Origin of the sequence: Streptomyces sp. NBC_00016 (assembly GCF_045040885.1) — a bacterium.
Lineage (GTDB): Bacteria > Actinomycetota > Actinomycetes > Streptomycetales > Streptomycetaceae > Streptomyces > Streptomyces coriariae.
The window spans coordinates 2,205,907-2,224,104 of record NZ_CP108304.1; the positions used below are offsets into that span (position 1 = coordinate 2,205,907).

The 18,198-nt window shown below is 71.7% G+C and carries 19 protein-coding genes and 4 pseudogenes; 6 read left to right on the plus strand and 17 right to left on the minus strand.

The window, feature by feature from the left end:
* Window positions 1-747 carry a hypothetical protein gene (locus OG933_RS09835; protein ID WP_405626557.1) on the minus strand — a complete coding sequence of 249 codons (747 nt, stop codon included), beginning with the start codon at window positions 745-747 and terminating at the stop codon, window positions 1-3.
* 156 nt (window positions 748-903) lie between these two features.
* On the minus strand, window positions 904-1,698 hold the full coding sequence (locus OG933_RS09840; protein WP_362522983.1) for an RNA polymerase sigma factor SigF: 795 nt from the start codon (window positions 1,696-1,698) through the stop codon (window positions 904-906).
* 258 nt (window positions 1,699-1,956) lie between these two features.
* Between OG933_RS09840 and OG933_RS09845 the strand changes: the two genes are divergently transcribed.
* The 3 genes from OG933_RS09845 to OG933_RS09855 all read left to right on the plus strand — a co-directional run bounded on the left by OG933_RS09845 (window position 1,957) and on the right by OG933_RS09855 (window position 4,831).
* Window positions 1,957-3,753, plus strand: coding sequence for a thiamine pyrophosphate-requiring protein (locus tag OG933_RS09845; protein ID WP_405626558.1), 1,797 nt, complete (start codon window positions 1,957-1,959; stop codon window positions 3,751-3,753).
* 78 nt (window positions 3,754-3,831) lie between these two features.
* A complete protein-coding gene (locus OG933_RS09850; protein WP_362522987.1) occupies window positions 3,832-4,212 on the plus strand; it encodes a DUF2795 domain-containing protein in 381 nt (126 codons plus the stop codon).
* 76 nt (window positions 4,213-4,288) lie between these two features.
* Window positions 4,289-4,831, plus strand: a complete 543-nt coding sequence (locus OG933_RS09855) for a type 1 glutamine amidotransferase domain-containing protein (RefSeq protein ID WP_362522989.1) — start codon at window positions 4,289-4,291, stop codon at window positions 4,829-4,831.
* A gap of 315 nt (window positions 4,832-5,146) precedes the next feature.
* On the opposite strand, the pseudogene OG933_RS09860 reads toward OG933_RS09855, so the two are convergent.
* From OG933_RS09860 to OG933_RS09870, 3 genes and pseudogenes are all read right to left on the minus strand, one after another.
* A pseudogene (locus OG933_RS09860) lies at window positions 5,147-5,401 on the minus strand (DUF6158 family protein); the annotation flags it as partial.
* 87 nt (window positions 5,402-5,488) lie between these two features.
* On the minus strand, window positions 5,489-7,108 hold the full coding sequence (locus OG933_RS09865; protein ID WP_054241590.1) for an ABC-F family ATP-binding cassette domain-containing protein: 1,620 nt from the start codon (window positions 7,106-7,108) through the stop codon (window positions 5,489-5,491).
* An 80-nt stretch (window positions 7,109-7,188) separates the two neighbouring features.
* A complete protein-coding gene (locus OG933_RS09870) occupies window positions 7,189-7,848 on the minus strand; it encodes a histidine phosphatase family protein (protein WP_405626559.1) in 660 nt (219 codons plus the stop codon).
* A gap of 68 nt (window positions 7,849-7,916) precedes the next feature.
* On the opposite strand from OG933_RS09870, the pseudogene OG933_RS09875 reads away from it, so the two are divergent.
* The 3 genes and pseudogenes from OG933_RS09875 to OG933_RS09885 form a co-directional block, all read left to right on the plus strand.
* Window positions 7,917-8,513 (plus strand): annotated as a pseudogene (locus OG933_RS09875) (phosphatase PAP2 family protein); the annotation flags it as partial.
* Between the two features lie 113 nt (window positions 8,514-8,626).
* A complete protein-coding gene (locus tag OG933_RS09880) occupies window positions 8,627-9,448 on the plus strand; it encodes a class I SAM-dependent methyltransferase (protein ID WP_405626561.1) in 822 nt (273 codons plus the stop codon).
* Window positions 9,449-9,567: 119 nt separating this feature from the next.
* Window positions 9,568-9,738 carry a hypothetical protein gene (locus tag OG933_RS09885; protein ID WP_054241705.1) on the plus strand — a complete coding sequence of 57 codons (171 nt, stop codon included), beginning with the start codon at window positions 9,568-9,570 and terminating at the stop codon, window positions 9,736-9,738.
* A gap of 59 nt (window positions 9,739-9,797) precedes the next feature.
* Here OG933_RS09885 and OG933_RS09890 read toward each other — a convergent pair whose 3' ends face one another.
* The 12 genes and pseudogenes from OG933_RS09890 to OG933_RS09945 form a co-directional block, all read right to left on the minus strand.
* Window positions 9,798-10,082: a gas vesicle protein K gene (locus OG933_RS09890; protein WP_020125588.1), complete on the minus strand. Its 285-nt coding sequence runs from the start codon at window positions 10,080-10,082 to the stop codon at window positions 9,798-9,800.
* Window positions 10,079-10,267 carry a gas vesicle protein gene (locus tag OG933_RS09895; RefSeq protein ID WP_054241593.1) on the minus strand — a complete coding sequence of 63 codons (189 nt, stop codon included), beginning with the start codon at window positions 10,265-10,267 and terminating at the stop codon, window positions 10,079-10,081. Before OG933_RS09895 ends, OG933_RS09890 begins: the two co-directional genes overlap by 4 nt.
* On the minus strand, window positions 10,264-11,037 hold the full coding sequence (locus OG933_RS09900) for a GvpL/GvpF family gas vesicle protein (protein WP_362522997.1): 774 nt from the start codon (window positions 11,035-11,037) through the stop codon (window positions 10,264-10,266). Before OG933_RS09900 ends, OG933_RS09895 begins: the two co-directional genes overlap by 4 nt.
* A gap of 71 nt (window positions 11,038-11,108) precedes the next feature.
* Window positions 11,109-11,435 (minus strand): annotated as a pseudogene (locus OG933_RS09905) (gas vesicle protein); the annotation flags it as partial.
* Window positions 11,432-12,619, minus strand: coding sequence for an SRPBCC family protein (locus tag OG933_RS09910; RefSeq protein ID WP_405626563.1), 1,188 nt, complete (start codon window positions 12,617-12,619; stop codon window positions 11,432-11,434). The pseudogene OG933_RS09905 and the gene OG933_RS09910, both read right to left, overlap by 4 nt.
* Window positions 12,616-13,320, minus strand: coding sequence for a DNA primase (locus OG933_RS09915; protein WP_405626564.1), 705 nt, complete (start codon window positions 13,318-13,320; stop codon window positions 12,616-12,618). The genes OG933_RS09910 and OG933_RS09915 overlap by 4 nt, the downstream gene beginning before the upstream one ends.
* A complete protein-coding gene (locus OG933_RS09920) occupies window positions 13,317-13,580 on the minus strand; it encodes a gas vesicle protein GvpG (RefSeq protein WP_020125582.1) in 264 nt (87 codons plus the stop codon). Before OG933_RS09920 ends, OG933_RS09915 begins: the two co-directional genes overlap by 4 nt.
* Before the next feature lie 7 nt (window positions 13,581-13,587).
* Window positions 13,588-14,340, minus strand: coding sequence for a GvpL/GvpF family gas vesicle protein (locus tag OG933_RS09925; RefSeq protein ID WP_405626565.1), 753 nt, complete (start codon window positions 14,338-14,340; stop codon window positions 13,588-13,590).
* Window positions 14,337-14,774 carry a gas vesicle structural protein GvpA gene (locus OG933_RS09930; RefSeq protein WP_327185907.1) on the minus strand — a complete coding sequence of 146 codons (438 nt, stop codon included), beginning with the start codon at window positions 14,772-14,774 and terminating at the stop codon, window positions 14,337-14,339. The genes OG933_RS09925 and OG933_RS09930 overlap by 4 nt, the downstream gene beginning before the upstream one ends.
* Before the next feature lie 58 nt (window positions 14,775-14,832).
* A pseudogene (locus OG933_RS09935) lies at window positions 14,833-15,159 on the minus strand (gas vesicle protein); the annotation flags it as partial.
* Between the two features lie 249 nt (window positions 15,160-15,408).
* Window positions 15,409-16,341: a non-homologous end-joining DNA ligase gene (gene ligD / locus OG933_RS09940; RefSeq protein ID WP_405626566.1), complete on the minus strand. Its 933-nt coding sequence runs from the start codon at window positions 16,339-16,341 to the stop codon at window positions 15,409-15,411.
* Window positions 16,338-18,194 carry a transketolase gene (locus tag OG933_RS09945; protein ID WP_405626567.1) on the minus strand — a complete coding sequence of 619 codons (1,857 nt, stop codon included), beginning with the start codon at window positions 18,192-18,194 and terminating at the stop codon, window positions 16,338-16,340. The genes ligD and OG933_RS09945 overlap by 4 nt, the downstream gene beginning before the upstream one ends.
* Window positions 18,195-18,198 lie beyond the last annotated feature (4 nt).

The window sequence follows — 18,198 nt, forward strand, 5'->3', positions numbered from 1 at the left end:
TCAGACGCCGCCCTCGGGGTCCCGGCGGCGCAGCCGGTGCACGGACAGGCCGAGCGCGCCGGCGATCAGCAGGCCGCCGGCGGCGAGCGCGGGGACGGAGTCGGTGAAGGCGCCGCCCTCTCCGGCCTGCACACCGTGCCCGACGGTCGCGGGGGCGCAGCCGGCCTCGTGGGACGCGGTGGCCCGGGGCCGGGGCTCGGGCGGGGCGCACGGCTCGACGGTGCGGCAGGTGTCGGTCTGCCCCGGGGAGGTGTCCTGCGCCGGCGGGCACGGCCGGCCGGTGGCGCAGGACGCGGCGGACGTCGACCCGCACGGCTGTGGGGCGCCACGGGCCACGTCCAGCGTCGCGCTCCACGGCTTGCCCTGTCCGCCGGGCGCCGCCGGACAGCTGCCGTCGACGGTCCAGGCGGCGTCGGGTCCGACCGCCTCCGGGCTCACCTCCAGATCGGCTGCGGGCGCGATGCGGGCGGTGCCCCGGTAGGCGGGCCCGGACTGCGCGCCGTCGGCGCCGGGGACCTTGCTCAGTTTGACGGTGCCCTCGGCGAAGGCCTGCGAGGTGGCGTCGAGGCTCTCGGGCGCGGCGGTGCCGAGGGGGCCGCAGGAGACGGACACGGTGACGCTGCCGCCCGGGGCGACGCTGCCCGGGCTGACCTCCGCCGCCGGATCCGCGGACGCCGCCGGACCGACGGCCACCAGGACGGCGCCGGCCACGGCGAGGGTGGACAGGAGGTGAGCGGTGCGACGCATGGGACGGTTCCTTCGGCCGACGGCTGCGGGCGGGGCGTTGCCGCCCCACCGCCATCAGAGCCCGAGGACCCGCCGTCCGCGCGCGGCCGGACGCCATTGGCGGGACGCAGGCCACCAACCGGGTGACCGCCGACGCCCCGCACCCGCGGGTTCCTGCTACGCCGCGTCGTTCAGGACCTGTTCCCGCAACCGGTTGCAGCACCGGTTGATCAGCCGGGACACATGCATCTGCGAGATGCCCAGCCGATCCGCGATCCGACTCTGCGTCATGTCCTCGAAGAACCGCATGTACAAGATCGCCCGCTCCCGCTCGGGAAGCGCGGCGAGCCGTGTCCTGACGGCCTCCCGGTCGACGACCGTGCCCAGCGCCGGGTCCGCCACCCCCAGTACGTCAGCGAGCGAGTAGCCGTCCTCGCCGCCCGACAGCTCCGCGTCCAGGGACAGCGCGGTGAAGCTCTCCAGCGCCCCCATCCCGGTGCGCACGTCCTCCTCGCTGAGCTGCGCGCGCTCGGCGATCTCGGCGACGGTGGGCCGCCGCCCGGAGACGGTCTGGGCCAGTTCCTGGTCGGCGAAGCGCACCCGGTTGCGCAGTTCCTGGACCCGGCGCGGCACGTGCAGGGTCCACATGTGGTCGCGGAAGTGCCGCTTGATCTCGCCGGTGACGGTGGGGACGGCGTAGCTCTCGAAAGCGTTTCCGAGTTCGGGGTCGTAGCGGTCCACGGCCTTGACCAGGCCGAGGGCGGCGACCTGACGCAGGTCGTCGAAGGCCTCGCCGCGGCTGCGGAAGCGGCCGGCGAGACGGTCGGCCATGGGCAGCCAGGCCTCGACGATCTGGGAGCGGAGCGTGTCGCGCTGGGGCCCAGGCGGCAGGGCGGCGAGCCTGCGGAAGGCGTCGGCGGTGTCGGGGGCGTCGTCGTGCGGATGGCGCTTCGCGTTCGCTCTGTTCGGCATGGGGTGTGGCAACTCCCTTGGAAGTGCTCTGGGTTGGCCGGTCACCGGGGAAGCGCGACAGCGGCCCGACCGGGCCGCCGCGGGGCGCGGAGTCGCTGCCTCCCACGGACGTGCCTCCGGTCCGAAGCACTGAGTCGCGCCTGCCCCGGACTCCCCCCGCCAAACACCGCCCAGGTTTTCCGGCGGCCCCAGGGGTCACACGGAACGGGACACGACCTTCACCTCGTGTCCATGTCCCCTGCCCAGGAGGTCACTTCCATGAGCGTCAAGGTCTCCGACCACGTCCTTCAGCGGCTGCGGGAGTGGGGGGTGGAGCAGGTCTTCGGCTATCCGGGCGACGGCATCAACGGCCTGCTCGCCGCCTGGGGCCGGGCCGGGGACGAGCCGCGTTTCGTGCAGTCGCGGCACGAGGAGATGTCCGCGTTCCAGGCGGTCGGCTACGCCAAGTTCAGCGGCCGCCTCGGGGTGTGCGTGGCGACTTCGGGGCCGGGGGCGATCCACCTGCTCAACGGCCTGTACGACGCGAAACTCGACCATGTGCCGGTGCTCGCGATCGTCGGCCAGACGCACCGCTCGGCGATGGGCGGCTCGTACCAGCAGGAGGTGGACCTGCACACGCTGTTCAAGGACGTCGCCTCGGAGTTCGTGGAGACGGTGACGGTCCCCGAGCAGTTGCCGAACGTCCTGGACCGGGCGATCCGCACCGCCTACGCCCGCCGCTGCCCGACCGCGGTCATCATCCCCGGCGACGTGCAGGAGCTGGCCTACGAGGCGCCCACCCACGAGTTCAAGATGGTGCCGTCCAGTCTCGGCCTGAGCGGTGGGACGACGATCCCGTCGCAGGAGTCCCTGCGCTCGGCCGCCGACATCCTCAACTCCGGTGACAAGGTGGCGATCCTGATCGGACAGGGCGCCGCCGGAGCCCGGACCGAGGTCGAGCGGATCGCCGAACTGCTCGGCGCCGGCGTCGCGAAGGCGCTGCTCGGCAAGGACGCGCTGAGCGACGAACTCCCCTACGTCACCGGCTCGATCGGCCTGCTCGGCACCCGGCCGTCCTACGAGCTGATGCGCGACTGCGACACCCTGCTGACGATCGGCTCGTCCTTCCCGTACACACAGTTCCTGCCGGAGTTCGGCAAGGCGCGGGGCGTGCAGATCGACATCGATCCGCACATGATCGGGATGCGCTACCCGTACGAGGTGAACCTCGTCGGCGACGCCCGGGAGACCCTGCGCCGGCTGATCCCGATGATCAGGGGCGAGGAACGCGGCCGGGAATGGTTCGAAACCGTTTGTGACAACGTACGGCGCTGGGACGACGTGCTGGACCGGCGGGCGGGGCTGTCGGCCGACCCGATCAACCCGGAGTACGTGGCCCGCACGCTGTCCCCGCTGCTCCCGCCGGACGCGATCGTCACCTCGGACTCGGGCTCGGTGGCGAACTGGTACGCCCGTCACCTCACGCTGCGCCCCGGCATGCGCGGTTCCCTCTCCGGCACGCTGGCGACCATGGGCTGCGGTGTGCCGTATGCGATCGGCGCGAAGTTCGCTCATCCGGACCGGCCGGTGATCGCGCTGGTCGGGGACGGGGCGATGCAGATGAACGGTCTCGCGGAGCTGATCACGGCCGCCAAGTACCAGGACCGCTGGCCGGACCCGCGGCTGATCGTCGCGGTGTGGAACAACCGGGACCTGAACCAGGTGACGTGGGAGATGCGCGCCATGGGCGGCGCCCCGTCGTTCCTGCCCTCGCAGGAGCTGCCGGACGTGCCGTACGCGGCGTTCGCCCGCTCCCTGGGGCTGACCGGGGTGCGGGTGGAGACGCCGCAGGACGTGGAGGCGGGCTGGCGTACGGCCCTGGAGGCGGACGGCCCCGCGGTCGTCGAGTTCCTCACCGACCCGGCCGTGCCCGCGGTCCCGCCGCACGCCACCTGGGAGCAGATCGAGGCCACGGTCGCCTCGGCCCTCAAGGGCGACGCCGACCGGGGCTCCATGATCAAACAGGGCTTCAGGGCGAAGGTGCAGGAGTTCCTGCCGGGGCGGCAGGAGAAGTAGCGCGGCGACCCCGTGTCGGCTCCCTGTCCTCGGGTACGCGGTGGCCACCGACACCGACGAAGACCCGGAGGGAGAGACATGCAGCGAGGCAGCGACCGGCTGAGCGTGCACCGGGACGACGAGATGAAGCACGAATTGCAGGGTCTGCTGAGGTCCGGACACCCCACGCGGGTGGAGGAGTGGCACGACCCCGAGCCGTCCGCCGAGGACGACCCCGAGATCTGGGGCGGGCCGGTGGTGCCCGGGAGTTCCCGGGCGACGCTGGAAACCGTGCGACTTGAGCTGGCACGGACCCTGGGACGGAGTTCCTTCCCCGCGGGCGCGGGCGCGCTGGCCGTGGGCCTGCGCCGCAAGAACGCGCCGGACGCGCTGGTGGACGCGGTCCGGCAGCTGCCGGGCAAGGCCCGCTACGCCAACGTCCAGGAGCTGGCCGAGGCGCTGATCGGGAGCGGCCGGTGACGGCGCGGGGCCCGGCCGACGGGAACGGGCCCACTGACGTAAGGGCCGCAAGGACACGGAAAGGACGTTGACCCTCATGCGCATCGCGTTTCTGACGGCACCCGAAGGCGTCGAGCAGGTCGAGCTCACCGACCCCTGGCAGGCGGCGGTGGACGCGGGCCACGAGCCCGTCCTGGTGTCGACCGAATCCGGCGAGATCCAGGCGTTCAACCATCTCGACAAGGCGGACACGTTCTCGGTGGACGAGGTCGTCGGTGAGGCGTCCGCGGAGTCCTTCGGCGGGCTGGTCCTGCCGGGCGGCGTCGCGAACCCCGACTTCCTGCGCACCGACGGCAAGGCCGTGGCGTTCGTCAGGGACTTCTTCGAGCAGGGCCGGCCGGTCGCCGCGATCTGCCATGCCCCGTGGACCCTCGTCGAGGCGGACGTCGTACGGGGCCGGGTCCTGACCTCGTGGCCGAGCCTCGCGACGGATCTGCGCAACGCGGGCGCCACCTGGGTCGACGAGCAGGTGAAGATCTGCGACCACGGCCCGAGCAAGCTCGTCACCAGCCGCAAGCCGGACGACCTGAAGGCCTTCTGCGAGGCGTTCCTGGACGTGTTCACACAGGAAGCACGCTGACCGTCGGCCGTTGGTCGACGACCGGCGGCCGGCGGTCTGCGGTCTGCGGTCTGCGGTCTGCGGTCTGCGGTCTGCGGTCTGCGGTCTGCGGTCTGCGGTCTGCGGTCTGCGGTCTGCGGGACACTGTATACAGTCTGCGACCGACCGGAGACCGCAAGCGGTCGGGCGGCTCCGGTGGGCTCAGGCCCCGCCGGGGCCGCTCGTCGTTCCCGGGCGTCCCGGACCCCACTTGCCGACCGGGGTGCCCGCCGGGCCGCCGCCCTCCCCGGACGTCCGGCTCCCGGCCGGAGCCCGGTGCGAGCGGACCTCGTCGACTCCGACGGCCCGTTCCCTCGCCCCGTCCCGGGTACGGCCCGGCGAGACGAAGCGGCGCGGGTTACGGCGCAGGTACTCGCCCTCCAGCTGGGCCATACGGCCGTTGTGGGCGCGCAGGGCGTCGTTCGAGCCGTACAGCAGGGTGTCGTGGCGCGTGCGGTGGATCGTCTCCAGCTCTTTCATCAGCTGCTGGTCGTCCAGCCGGTCCGGGTCGACTCCGGTCATGGTCATGCCCCGCTCGTCGTGTTCGTCCATGCGGTTCGGGTACCTCACCCGGGAGCACGTCTCCGCCTCCACTGTACGAACATTTGGGCCCCCGGGCTCTCCGTGCGGGCCGGCTCCCTACCTGGCCCGCTCCACACGCCGCTCGTCCCACACCGGCTCCGCGGTCTCCCGGACCCGGCCGTCGCTGCCGAAGACCAGGTAGCGGTCGAAGGAGCGGGCGAACCAGCGGTCGTGGGTGACGGCGAGGACCGTACCGTCGAAGGCCTCGAGGCCCTCCTGGAGGGCTTCGGCGGACTCCAGGTCGAGGTTGTCGGTCGGCTCGTCGAGGAGCAGGGCCGTGACGCCCTGCAGTTCCAGCAGCAGGATCTGGAAGCGGGCCTGCTGGCCGCCGGAGAGCCGGTCGAAGGTCTGTTCGGCCTGCTGGGTCAGCTCGTAGCGGCGCAGCCGGGACATGGCCGCGCCCCGGTCCTGGGAGTGTTCGCTCCACAGGATGTCCAGGAGCGTGCGGCCCAGGAGCTCGGGGTGGGCGTGGGTCTGGGCGAAGTGCCCTGGCACCACACGCGCGCCGAGCTTCCACTCCCCCGTGTGCGTCACGGTGTCGCCTGCCAGCAGCCGCAGGAAGTGCGACTTGCCCGAGCCGTTGGAGCCGAGGACGGCGACCCGCTCGCCGTAGAAGACCTCCAGGTCGAAGGGCTTCATCAGACCGGTGAGCTCGAGTCCCTTGCAGGTGACCGCCCTGACGCCGGTGCGGCCGCCCTTGAGGCGCATCGTGATGTCCTGCTCGCGGGGCGGCTCCGGCGGCGGGCCGGCCTCCTCGAACTTGCGCAGCCGGGTCTGGGCGGCCTGGTAGCGGGAGGCCAGCTCATGGCTGATGGAGGCGGCCTGGCGGAGGCTCAGGACCAGCTTCTTCAGCTGGGCGTGCTTCTCGTCCCAGCGGCGGCGCAGCTCCTCGAAGCGGGCGAAGCGTTCGCGACGGGCCTCGTGGTAGGTGGCGAACCCGCCGCCGTGCACCCAGGCGTCGGCGCCGGCCGGGCCGGGCTCGACGGAGACGATCTTCTCGGCGGCGCGGGAGAGGAGTTCGCGGTCGTGGGAGACGAAGAGGACCGTCTTGCGGGTCTCCTTCAGCCGTTCCTCCAGCCACCGCTTGCCGGGCACGTCGAGGTAGTTGTCCGGCTCGTCGAGCAGCAGCACCTCGTCGGTGCCGCGCAGCAGTGCCTCCAGCACGAGCCGCTTCTGCTCGCCGCCGGAGAGGGTGCGGACGAGGCGGAACTGGGCCTTGTCGTAGGGGACGCCGAGCGCGGCCGTGGTGCACATGTCCCAGAGCGTCTCGGCCTCGTACCCGCGCACCTCGGCCCAGTCGGAGAGGGCCTGCGCGTACTGGAGCTGCGCGGCCTCGTCGTCGACGGTCATGATCGCGTGCTCGGCCTTGTCGACGGCCTTCGCGACCTCACGGATGCGGGGCGAGGCCACGGACACCAGCAGGTCGCGGACGGTCGTCTCGTCCCGCACGGAGCCCACGAACTGGCGCATCACGCCGAGGCCGCCGGACACGGTGACGGTCCCGCCGTGCGGTTTCAGCTCGGCCGAGATCAGCCGCAGCAGGGTCGTCTTGCCGGCGCCGTTGGGTCCGACCAGCGCCACCACGGCCCCTTCACCCACCCGGAAGGACACGTCGCCGAGCAACGCCCTCCCGTCGGGGAGGTAGTACTCGAGGTGCGCGGCTTCCAGGTGTCCCATGGGGACGCATTCTGCGTTCCGCCCACGGGATGCGGCAAACCGTTATGCGCGGCGGGCCGGGGAAGGCGCGCCGCCGCCCGTCAGCCGCCGGCGCCCGCCACCGGCTGTCCCGCCGGGCCGCCCTCACCTGCGGGCACGACCGTCGCTCCCGCCCAGGACAGGGCCTTCCACCCGTCGCCCGGGGAGCCTTCGAGGACGACGGTGCCGGTGTTGGCGAGGCGGTTGGCCGCGGCGAAGGGAACGTCGACGTTGTCGGCGCGGGTGGCCGCCCAGGCGCGGATCGCGGCGCCGTGGCTGACCATCGCGACGGTGCCCGCGCCGCTCGCCGCGGCCTCGGCGACCACGGCGTCGTACCGCGCCAGGAACTCGGTGCCGCTCTCGCCGCCCGGCATGCGCAGCTCGACGTCGCCCTGCGCCCAGGCGAACACGGTGCGCATGTAGAGCTCGCCGCGCTCCGAGTTGCCGGGCACCATCTCCAGGTCGCCCGCGGAGATCTCCCGGATGCCGTCGCGGACCAGGATGCCGAGACCGCGGGCGGCGGCCAGCGGCGCGGCGGTGAGCTCGGTGCGCACGAGGGTGGAGGCGTAGAGGATCTCGATGTCCTCGTCGGCGAGGGCCTGCGGCAGGGCGGCGGCCTGCTGCGAGCCGAGTGCGGTGAGGCCGGGGCCGGGGACGGCGGTGTCGAGCAGGTAGTCCACGTTCGTGGGGGTCTGGCCGTGGCGGACGAGCAGCAGTCGCATGCAGTGACCCTCCGATGTCGAAAGCCGCCCCCGCACAAGAAACGGCCACTTCAGGGTACCCGCAGCGCATGATGTCCGACGTCGATCTCACCGTCCTGAAGCCCGGCCGGCACGGCCTGCGCGATCTGTTTCTCGCCCTCGACGACCAGGTGTTCGCGTTCGCCGCCGAGCGGCACTGGCCGGCCGCCGAACCGATCCTGCCGCGACTGAGCCGCAGCGCGAACCACGGCGTGCTCTGGTTCGCGACGGCGGCGGCCCTCGCCGTGTCCGGCACGCCCCGGGCCCGCCGCGCCGCCGCGCGCGGGCTGGCCTCCCTCGGCCTGGCGTCCCTCACCATCAACACCGTCGGCAAGCGCTCGGTGCGCCGGACGCGGCCCGTGCTGGACGCGGTGCCGCGGGGGCGGCGGCTGAAGCGGCAGCCGATCACCACCTCCTTCCCGTCCGGTCACTCCGCGTCGGCGGCGGCCTTCGCGGCCGGAATCGCCCTGGAGTCGCCGGTCTGGGGCGCGGTCGTGGCGCCGGTCGCGTTCTCGGTGGCGATGTCCCGGGTGTACACCGGCGTCCACTTCCCGAGCGACGTGCTCGCGGGCGCGGCGTTGGGCGTCGGCGCCGCGTTCGCCGTCCGGCACGCCGCGCGCCTGCGTCGGCGAAGTCAGCCGGGCGCGGAGGGCGACTGACGAACCGTCAGCCCACATTCCAAGACAATCGGTCTCACCATCCGAGCATCGGCGTACCGTGAGGGAACCGGGGATCCGGTTCGTCGAGAAGGGGTAGAGCCATGCCGAAAGCACAGGAGACGGCCGTCTACACGCACGGACACCACGAGTCGGTGCTGCGTTCGCACACCTGGCGGACCGCCGCCAACTCCGCTGCCTACCTGCTCGGTTCACTGAAGCCCCACATGAAGATCCTGGACATCGGCTGCGGTCCCGGCACCATCACCGCCGACCTGGCCGCCCTGGTCCCCGACGGGCACGTCACCGGGGTCGACCAGGCGCCGGGGATCCTGGAGCAGGCACGGGCGACGGCAGCCGAGCGCGGTCTGGCCAACATCGACTTCGCGGTCGCCGACGTGCACGCCCTGGACTACCCGGACGACACCTTCTGCGTCGTCCACGCCCACCAGGTGCTCCAGCACGTGGGCGACCCGGTGCAGGCGCTGCGCGAGATGCTGCGGGTGACGAAGCCGGGCGGGTACGTCGCCGTCCGCGACTCGGACTACGCGGCGATGACCTGGTACCCCGCCTCGCCCGGGATGGACGACTGGCTGGACCTGTACCGCCGGGTGGCCCGGGCCAACGGCGGCGAACCGGACGCCGGGCGCCGGCTGAAGTCCTGGGCGCTGACCGCGGGGTTCACCGACATCACGGCCACCTCCGCCACCTGGACCTTCAGCACCGCCGAGGAGCGGGCCTGGTGGAGCGGCCTGTGGGCCGACCGCACCGTGGCCTCGGCGTACGCCGAGCGCGCCACCGGGGGCGGACACGCCACGGTGGAGGAACTGCAGGCCGTGTCGGAGGCCTGGCGGGAGTGGGGGCGGCGGGAGGACGGCTGGTTCAGCGTCCTGCACGCGGAGATCCTGTGCCGAAAGGCCCGCTAATCCGCGGACGAATCGCGAACGAATCACGGGCGAATCGCGGGCGAATCACGGACCGTGCGCAAATGAAGCGCGAATGATTCCTGCAATCCGGGAAACACGCATTGCAGGAGGTTGACACTATGGTTCCCGTTCTGCTGGTTCTGCTGCTGGTGCTGATTCTCTTCGGCGCCGGGTTCGCGGTGAAGTTGCTCTGGTGGATCGCCCTCGCGGTCCTCGTCCTCTGGCTGCTCGGCTTCCTGGCTCGCGGAACCAATTCCGCGGGAGGCAGGGGTCGCTGGTACAGGTGGTGAACCGAGGCACCGAAGCAATAAGGAAATAAGCAACACCCGCTTCCCCGGGCGTGAGCGACTCACTCCCGGGGAAGCAGCGGTCCCAGCGGCCCGAGGTCCAGATTGAGGTCCTCGGGCCGCAGTCCGTAGCGTTCGCGCAGCTCGGTCATCCGGTCGTCGAGCAGCATCAGGGTGAGCCCGATCCGCTCCTCCTGCTCCTCGTTCAGGTCACCCGTGTCGAAGCGGCGCAGCGCCTGCCGTTCCATCAGCTGGCGCAGCAACTCCACGACGGTCAGCACGAGTTTCACCAGATCGCGCTCGACGGTGTCGGGCTCGAGGTCGAGATGGTTGCGGCGTTCGGTCACGGCGACTCCCCCCATGGCGACGGTACTTGCTCATTGACGGAGCTGATCAGCGCGTTGAGGTCGATGCGGACGAGGTCGACGTCCGCGATGCGCAGCGTGATGTCCCCGGTGATGACGACCCCGCCGGCCAGCAGCCGGTCGAGCAGGTCGACGAGGGCGACCTCACGGCGCTCCACCACGGTCATGCGCCCTCCCCCGGCTCACCGGCGGACTCCACGAAGGAATAGGCCGCCCATGGCCCCGTGAGTTCGACACGCATTCCGGATTCCTCCCCCTTGGTACGGTCCACCATTTCCACGAATTCCTCGGACTCCGCGCGCGGAACGAGATAGGCGGCGTTCAGCACATTCTGTCCGGACGCCTTGGAAAGGGCGGAGTTCTGCGGCGGGTGGAGACGGGCGTCCTCGGCGTGCGCGGACAACGTCTCGTGGAGACTTCCGGCGAACCGTTCGGCACGCTGCCAGGTGTCGTCGTGGGCCCGGGCCTTCGAGCGCCGCTGCATCAGGTAGTCCCGGCCCGAAGCCGGCTTCGTCACGGCTTGCTCGGCCTCCTGCGCCTCGGGCTCGACGTAGACCTTCACCCCCCACTCGACCCGCCCCGCGAGCCGGTCCAGGACGCGCCGGAAGTCCTCCTCGCGCTCCTCCATCATCACGCGGACCCCGCTGTCGTCCCGGAACACCGTGGCGAGCCGGAGCGGCAGCGGGGTGGTGACGGCCGTGAGGGAGTCGATCACCTGCTGATGGGCGCGGGCGGTCTCCGTCAGCCAGTCCAGGTCCTCCAGACGGCGGCGGAGCGGCTCCTCGGCGAAGTCCCGCTCCGGCACATGGCTGACCACGGCGATCAGGCCGCGGTGGGTGAGCAGTCGGGGCGGATCGCCCGCCACCCCCGGCAGGTCGGCCTGGAGGGGCGCGCCGAGGGGGTGGCAGACGGCGTACACGTACCGCAGTCCGGTCATGGTGACTCCTCTCGGACGTCCTTGGGGGCGCGGCTCTCACTCGGGGTCCGGCCCTTCTTCAGTGCGCGGCTCTCCTCCGGGGCGCGGCCCAGCTCCAGTTCCTCCAGCCGCGCCAGCCGCTCTCGCAACTCGGCGTTCTCACGCGCCAGTTCGTTGCGGCGGGCGCCGGAGGAAAGGGCCGGGTCGTCCTCCCACCAGTCGATGCCCATCTCCTTGGCCTTGTCGACGGAGGCGACGATGAGGCGGAGCTTGATGGTGAGCAGTTCGATGTCGAGCAGGTTGATCCGGATGTCGCCCGCGATGACGATGCCCTTGTCGAGGACGCGTTCCAGAATGTCCGCGAGGTTGGCTCCGCCGCCCTGGCCGTACGGCTCCGGCATCCGGCTCGGCATGCTCATCGTCGGGTCCTGGCCTTCTCACGGGTGCCCTCGGCCCGGGGCTCCTCCTCGGGCTCCTCCTCGTCGTACTCCTCGTACTCGTCCTCGGCGGCCTCCGGCTCGCCCTCCTCCGCTTCGTCCTCCTCCTCGTACTCGCCCTCGGGCTCCGCTTCCTCGTCCTCGACTTCCTCGTCCTCGGCGTACGGGCCCTCGTCCTCGTACTCCTCATCGTCCTCCGGGGCGGTGTCCTCGGCATCCCGCGCCTCGGCGCCCTCCTCGGGCTCGCCGTTCTCCTCGTTCTCCTCGTTCTCCTCGTCCTCCTGGGCGACCGCGTCCTCGTGGGAGGTGACGACCTCGCCGTCGCGGATCTCACCGCGCCAGCTGTCCTCCGCCTCCCCCTTGATGGTGATGAAGCGGGCGAAGTTCTTCAGGTCGAGGCGGGCGCGGCGGCCCTGGGCACGCCAGATGTTGCCGGTCTTCTCGAACAGACCCGTCGGGTAGTACTCGATGATCAGCAGGATCCGGGTGAGGTTCTCGCCGAGCTCGTGGAAGGAGACGACGCCCTTCGTCGTGCCCTTGGCGCCCTCCGACGTCCAGGCGATCCGGTCGTCCGGCACCTGTTCGGTGGTCTTCGCCTTCCAGCTGCGGTTGGACCAGAAGACCTTCGCCTGCCAGTCGCTGGTGGTGTCGTCGGCGCGGTTCGCGCTCTTGACGCCCTTGGCGAAGGTGCTGAAGTCCTGGTACTGCGTCCACTGGTCGTAGGCGGTGCGCAGCGGCACGCCGACGTCGATCGTCTCCATGATCACGGTCGGCTTCTTGCCCGCGCTCTTCTTGCCCTTGCCGCCCTTGCCGCCGAGGCTCTTGAACGCGCCGGTCACCTTGTCCTTGGCCCGCGAGGCGCCGAGTTCCAGCGCGGTGCGCAGCGGTCCCTTGCCCTCGGCGACCTTGCGGCCGCCTTCGAGGGCGAGTTTGGCGAAGCCCGGGCTGTTGCCCTCGGCGATGTCGTTCAGTTTGGCCGTGGTGTCCCCGAGCTTGTGGCCGACACCGGCCAGCAGGCGCGTGGCCTGCGCGGCGAGGTACTCCTGTACCTCTTCCTTGAGCCGGTCGGCGGCCTCGCTGTGAGCCACTCCGGAGAGCGGGTTGCCGCCCGCCGCCTTGCCTGCCGCGGAGGTCGCGGACTTGGCGGATCCGAGGGTCTCGGTCATCGGTCACCGCCTCCCTTCGGCCGCCGGGACCGGGATGCGGTGCCCGAGGCGGTCTTCGCTGCGGTGCTCGTGCCCGTCTTGCGGGCCGACGCGGTCTTCTTCGCGGCCGGCGTGCGGGCCGCGGTCTTCTTGGCGGGCGCCTTCTTGGCGGGGGCCTTCTTCGCGGGGGCCCTCTTGGCCGTCTTCTTGGCGGGCGCCTTCTTCGCCGCCGTCTTCCTGGGCTGCTCCTCTTCTTCCTCTTCTTCCTCTTCTTCCTCTTCTTCCTCTTCCTCGTCCTCCGCGGCGTCCTGAGGCTCCTCGTCCTCCTCGGCGTCCTGCGGCTCCTCCTCGTACTCCTCGTCCGCCTCGTCCTCGGCCTCGTCGTCCGCGTCCTCACCCGGCACGACGCCCTCGAGCTGGTCGCGCACCTCGGCGGTGCGGCCGTGCAGCCGGTCCGCGAGCGCATCGATCTGCCGCTCGACCATGGCGCCGGAGGCGGCCTTGCCGACCCCGCGCAGGTCCTGGCGCAGCTGGTCCCCGATCTCCTTGAACTGCGGGTTGTCCTGCAGTTGCTGGGAGACCAGGTCCGCGATGCCCTTGGGGGTCAGGTTCAGCCGCTTGCCGGCCACCAAGGAGCCGACGGCGAAGGCCAGTTTCAGCTTCTTGGTACGTCCGAGGAGATACCCGGCCCCGACCGCGAGACCCAATGCCGTTCGATTCATCCTGTCCACCCGTCGTCCGTCCCCGCGCTTCTGCGCGTCGCGCTCTCCAGCCGGTCGAGGAGCTCGTCCTCCTGCTCGTCGAACTCCTCCTCCGTGATCTCGCCTGCGTCCAACCGCTCTTCCAGACGCGCGAGTTCGGCCCGGACCGTGGCGGGGTCGTAGTAGATCCGCTCGGCCTCCTTGACCACCTGTTCGATCACCCAGCCGCTGCCGCGCACCGGGGCGAACGGCAACAGCAGCACCTCTGAGATGAGTCCCATGGCGCACCTACTCCGTGCTGGTGCCCGCCGGTTCGGCCGGGCCGGGTTCGACGAAGCTGTACGGCGGCAGCGGCCCGTTGACGCGCAGTTCGAGGTGCGGACGGCCCTTGCGGAGCTCCTCCGCGGCCTCCAGGAACCGGGCCGCCGAGTCGCGGTCCACCAGGAACGAGACGTTGACCAGCCAGCCGGTGGACTCGGGGCCCACACTGGTGGCCGCGGCCAGCGGCTCGAGGTTCTGCTGCACGTCGGCCGCGTCCTCGGCCTCCTTGGCCTTCACCGCGGCGGCCACCATCTCGCCGAGCTGCAGTTTCTGCTCGTAACTGCCGCCGCCGGCCTGCCGGTTGGCCTCCGCGAGGCCCCGCAGTTCAGGACTCTCGGCCATCACCTGGTGCAGGACGGCCTCCTCGACGTGCGAGGCCTTGATGTTGTACTCGACCCTGCCTTCGAGGGCCCGCAGGCGCTCCTCGTAGTGCTCGGTGCGCTCGGCGAGGACCCCGGTGACGGAGCTGTCGTCGGGGGCGACGCTGCCGAACCGCATGGGCAGCACGCAGCCCTCGGCGCCCGCCTCGGCGAGCACGGTCTGGTGGGCGAGCAGCTCCCTGCGTTTGGGCCGCAGCCCCTCGGGGGCGTCGCTCACGACCGCCGCCAGCGCGCCCTCCTTCAGGACGCGCACCGGCAGGGCCGGATCGCCGACACCGGCCAGGCCGTCCGGAAGGTCGGGGTGCGAGCTCGCGACGATGCCGTACACGTATGTGCTCACTCCTGCTCCTCCTTCCTGCGCGCGGTCGTGCTCTTGCGGGCTCGCGGCCTGGAGGCCCGCTCCTCCTGCTCGGAGCCCTCGTCACGGGCCTGCTTGAAGGCACCGGAGATGGTCTCCGCGGCGCCGGACAGCGCGCCCTTGGACTTGCCGCGCGCGCCGGACTCGGTGATCTCGCCGACCAGGTCGGGCAGGCCCGGGCTCTTGCGCGGCCCCGCCTCCAGGTCCAGCCGGTTGCACGCCTCGGCGAAGCGCAGGTAGGTGTCGACGCTGGCCACCACGACCCGTACGTCGATCTTGAGGATCTCGATACCGACCAGGGAGACCCGTATGAACGCGTCGATGACGAGACCCCTGTCGAGGACGAGCTCCAGCACGTCGTAGAGGCCGCTTGAGCCGCCTCCACCGCCGGACTGCTGGGCCGGAACAACGGTCATGTCGACCGCGCCTCCTTGTCTGGGATTGGTTGATCGGGAACGACTGCGGGCCGGCGGCCTAGCGGCCGCCCGTCCGATGTGCGTCGGAGCGTCCACGCTCGTAGCGGCGAACGCGCCGGTAGCCGGTGAGCTGGCCACCGGGATCGAGCTCGACCTGATAGCTCGCCATCAGGCTCATCGTGTCGGGCACCCGGGACAGCTCCAGGACCTCGACGTCCAGGGACCAGCCGTCTTCCGTCTGCTCGAAGGACGAGACGCTCTCGGCGGTCATCCCCGTCAGCTCCGTGAGCTGGGCGCGCGCCTCGCGCAGCACCTCCATGGGGCTCGGCCGGTCGTCCGCCACGTCGTCCTTGCCTTTCTCGCTCGTCGGAGTCCGCGAACTCTCCGGACTCTGCGAACGTGGTGATCTCTGCGGTCTCTTCGGTCTCTGGGTCGGTCCCTGTGAACCCTGTGGAGTTCGCGTGGTCCCTGAGGTCTCCGCGGTCCGCGAGGTTCGTGAACTTTGTGAGTTGTGTGATTCAGGTGATTCATGTGCGTTACGTGCATTGCGTGACGCATGTGACTGTGCTGTGCTTTTTGTGTTCACCATGGCCACCTCTTCTTCCGGGTGGCCCAAAGGCTCTTGGCCAAACCTTCACGCCGCTCGGAGTGCGTCGAGCCGGCGCCGGGCCGGGCCCAGGGCGCGCCCGCGGCCCGTGAGCGCCGACCAGGGACGGGAGTGAGCCTGCTCGGCGGCGTCGGCGATGGTCCAGCGGCGCGGGCCGAGCTCCGGGTCGTGCAGCTGCTCCCAGGTGATGGGCGTGGCGACGGGCGCCCCGGGCAGCGCGCGCACCGTGAAGGGGGCGACGGCGGTCTGCGCGTAGCCGTTGCGCTGCACGTCCAGGTAGAGCCGGTCGCCGCGGTCCTTCTTGCGGGCGGCCGTGGTCAGCCGGTCGGGGTGCTCGGCGACGAGCAGTTCGGCGGCGTCCCGGGCGAAGCCGCGCACCTCGTCGAAGCCGTCGTGCCCGTCGACAGGGACGACGACGTGCAGTCCGCGCGAGCCCGTCGTCATCAGGGCCGACGGCAGCCGCAGCTGGTCCAGGAGCTCCCCGAGCCACTCGGCGGCCTCCCGGACGGCGGCGAAGCCGGAGCCGTCGGCCGGGTCGAGGTCGAAGACCATCAGGTCCGGACGGTCGACCCGGCCGACCCGGGACAGCCAGCGGTGCAGGGTGAGGCACGCCTGGTCGGCGAGGTAGGCGAGGGTGGCGGACTCGTCGCAGACGGTGTGGCGGACGGTGCCGTCCTCCTTGGCCACCTCGGCCCGCGGGATCCACTCCGGGTAGTGCTCGGGGGTGTTCTTCTGCATGAAGCGGGGCCCGTCGATCCCGTCCGGGTGCCGTTCCAGCATCAGCGGACGGCCGCGCAGCTGCGGCACCATGAACGCGGCGACCGACCGGTAGTAGGCGACCAGATCGCCCTTCGTGTACTGCTTCGCCTCCGCGCCGCCCGGGAAGAGCACCTTGTCCGGCCGGTGGACCTCGACGCTGCGGCGGCCCACCCGCACCTTCCGCACGGCGTCACCGCTCACGGCGCGATCGCCTGCTCCACCAGCAGCCGGGCGGACGCGGCGATCGACTCGGCGTCGATGCCCGCGGCGTGCAGCTGCTCGGCCGGGCTCGCCGAGCCGGGCATCGTCCGGACGGCGAGCCGCACCAGCCGGGGCACCGGCCGCCCGTCGAGGAAGGCGTCGAGGACCGCGTCCCCGAGGCCGCCCTGCTCGTGGTGGTCCTCCACGCTCAGCAGCAGGCCCGTCTCCTCGGCGGCCCGGCGCAGCGTGGCCCGGTCGACGGGCTTGACCGAGTACAGGTCGATCACCCGGGCCGCGATGCCCTCGCCGTCGAGCGCCTCGGCGGCCTTCAGCGCCTCGTGCACGGTGACGCCGGCCGCGACGATCGTCAGCCGGTCCCGGTCGGAGGAGCGCAGCACCTTGCTGCCGCCGACGGGGAACTCCTCGTCCGGCCCGTAGAGCACCGGGTCGGCGCCGCGCGAGGTGCGCAGGTAGCGGACGCCGTCCAGGCCGGCCATGGCCGCGACGAGCCGGGCGGTCTGGTGGGGGTCGCACGGGTAGAGCACGGTCGAGCCGTGCACGGCCCGGAACATCGCCAGGTCCTCCAGACCCATCTGCGAGGGCCCGTCCTGTCCGATGGCGACCCCCGCGTGCGAGCCGACGAGGTTGATGCCGGCGCCACTGACCGCGGCCATCCGGACGAAGTCGTGGGCCCGGGTCAGGAAGGCCGCGAACGTCGAGGCGTACGGCACCCAGCCGCGCGTCGCGAGACCGACCGCGGCGGCGACGAGCTGCTGTTCGGCGATGTAGCACTCGAAGAACCGGTCCGGGTACTCCTTGGCGAAGGCCTCGGCGCGGGTGGAGTCGCTCACCTCGCCGTCGAGGGCGACGATGTCCTCGCGGGCGGCGCCGAGAGCGGCCAGGGCCTTGCCGTAGGCGTCACGGGTCGCCACGCCCTTCTCGCGGTCCTCCCCCTCCCAGCGGGGCAGCACGAGGGGCCCGGTCGGGACGGAGTGCAGCATGCGGGCGTCGGCCGGCCCGGGCACGTGGACCCGCAGGTCACGGATGCCGCCCAGCTCCTCGATCGCCTCGTCGGCGTCGGGCAGCGGCTTGCCGTGCAGGCCCTCGCGGTCCTCGACGGACCGGACGCCCTTGCCCTTGAGGGTGCGGGCGAGGATCGCGGTGGGCTGCCCCAGGGTGGAGGCCGCCTCGCCGTAGGCGCGGTCGACGGCGTCCACGTCGTGTCCGTCGATCTCGATCGTGTGCCAGCCGAAGGCCTGGAAGCGGCGGGCGTAGGCGCCGAGGTCGTGGCCGTGCCGGGTGGGACCGCGCTGGCCGAGGCGGTTGACGTCGACGATCACCGTGAGGTTGTCGAGGTGTTCGTGGCCCGCGTGCTCGGCGGCCTCCCACACCGAGCCCTCGGCGAGCTCGCTGTCCCCGCACACCACCCACACGCGGTAGCCGATGCGGTCCAGCCGCTTCCCGGCCAGCGCGATGCCGACGCCCACCGGAAGACCCTGGCCGAGCGAGCCGGTGGCCGTCTCGACCCACGGCAGCCGCTGCGGGGTGGGGTGTCCCTCGAGCCGGCTGCCGAGTTCGCGGAAGGTCAGCAGCTCCTCGTCGTCGATGGCCCCGGCGGCCTTGTAGGCCGAGTACAGCAGGGGGGAGGCATGGCCCTTCGAGAGGACGAAGCGGTCGTTGCCCGGGTGCGCCGGGCGGTCGAAGTCGTAGCGGAAGTGGTTCGCGAGCAGTACGGCCATCAGGTCCGCGGCCGACATCGAGGACGTCGGATGGCCGGACCCCGCGGCGGCGGAGGCACGCACACTGTCGACCCGCAACTGCTGTCCGAGTTCGGTGAGTTCGGCGGTGTCCATCTGG

Excerpts from the sequence above, each read along its gene's own strand:
- OG933_RS09840 (WP_362522983.1), bottom strand. The coding sequence starts at position 1,698 with ATGCCGAACAGAGCGAACGCGAAGCGCCATCCGCACGACGACGCCCCC.
- OG933_RS09835 (WP_405626557.1), bottom strand. The coding sequence starts at position 747 with ATGCGTCGCACCGCTCACCTCCTGTCCACCCTCGCCGTGGCCGGCGCC.
- OG933_RS09945 (WP_405626567.1), bottom strand. The coding sequence starts at position 18,194 with ATGGACACCGCCGAACTCACCGAACTCGGACAGCAGTTGCGGGTCGAC.
- OG933_RS09885 (WP_054241705.1), top strand. The coding sequence starts at position 9,568 with ATGGTTCCCGTTCTGCTGGTTCTGCTGCTGGTGCTGATTCTCTTCGGC.
- OG933_RS09855 (WP_362522989.1), top strand. The coding sequence starts at position 4,289 with ATGCGCATCGCGTTTCTGACGGCACCCGAAGGCGTCGAGCAGGTCGAG.
- OG933_RS09930 (WP_327185907.1), bottom strand. The coding sequence starts at position 14,774 with ATGACCGTTGTTCCGGCCCAGCAGTCCGGCGGTGGAGGCGGCTCAAGC.
- OG933_RS09865 (WP_054241590.1), bottom strand. The coding sequence starts at position 7,108 with ATGGGACACCTGGAAGCCGCGCACCTCGAGTACTACCTCCCCGACGGG.
- OG933_RS09895 (WP_054241593.1), bottom strand. The coding sequence starts at position 10,267 with ATGACCGTGGTGGAGCGCCGTGAGGTCGCCCTCGTCGACCTGCTCGAC.
- OG933_RS09850 (WP_362522987.1), top strand. The coding sequence starts at position 3,832 with ATGCAGCGAGGCAGCGACCGGCTGAGCGTGCACCGGGACGACGAGATG.
- OG933_RS09870 (WP_405626559.1), bottom strand. The coding sequence starts at position 7,848 with ATGCGACTGCTGCTCGTCCGCCACGGCCAGACCCCCACGAACGTGGAC.
- OG933_RS09845 (WP_405626558.1), top strand. The coding sequence starts at position 1,957 with ATGAGCGTCAAGGTCTCCGACCACGTCCTTCAGCGGCTGCGGGAGTGG.
- OG933_RS09900 (WP_362522997.1), bottom strand. The coding sequence starts at position 11,037 with ATGACCGGACTGCGGTACGTGTACGCCGTCTGCCACCCCCTCGGCGCG.
- OG933_RS09910 (WP_405626563.1), bottom strand. The coding sequence starts at position 12,619 with ATGACCGAGACCCTCGGATCCGCCAAGTCCGCGACCTCCGCGGCAGGC.
- OG933_RS09880 (WP_405626561.1), top strand. The coding sequence starts at position 8,627 with ATGCCGAAAGCACAGGAGACGGCCGTCTACACGCACGGACACCACGAG.
- OG933_RS09915 (WP_405626564.1), bottom strand. The coding sequence starts at position 13,320 with ATGAATCGAACGGCATTGGGTCTCGCGGTCGGGGCCGGGTATCTCCTC.
- OG933_RS09920 (WP_020125582.1), bottom strand. The coding sequence starts at position 13,580 with ATGGGACTCATCTCAGAGGTGCTGCTGTTGCCGTTCGCCCCGGTGCGC.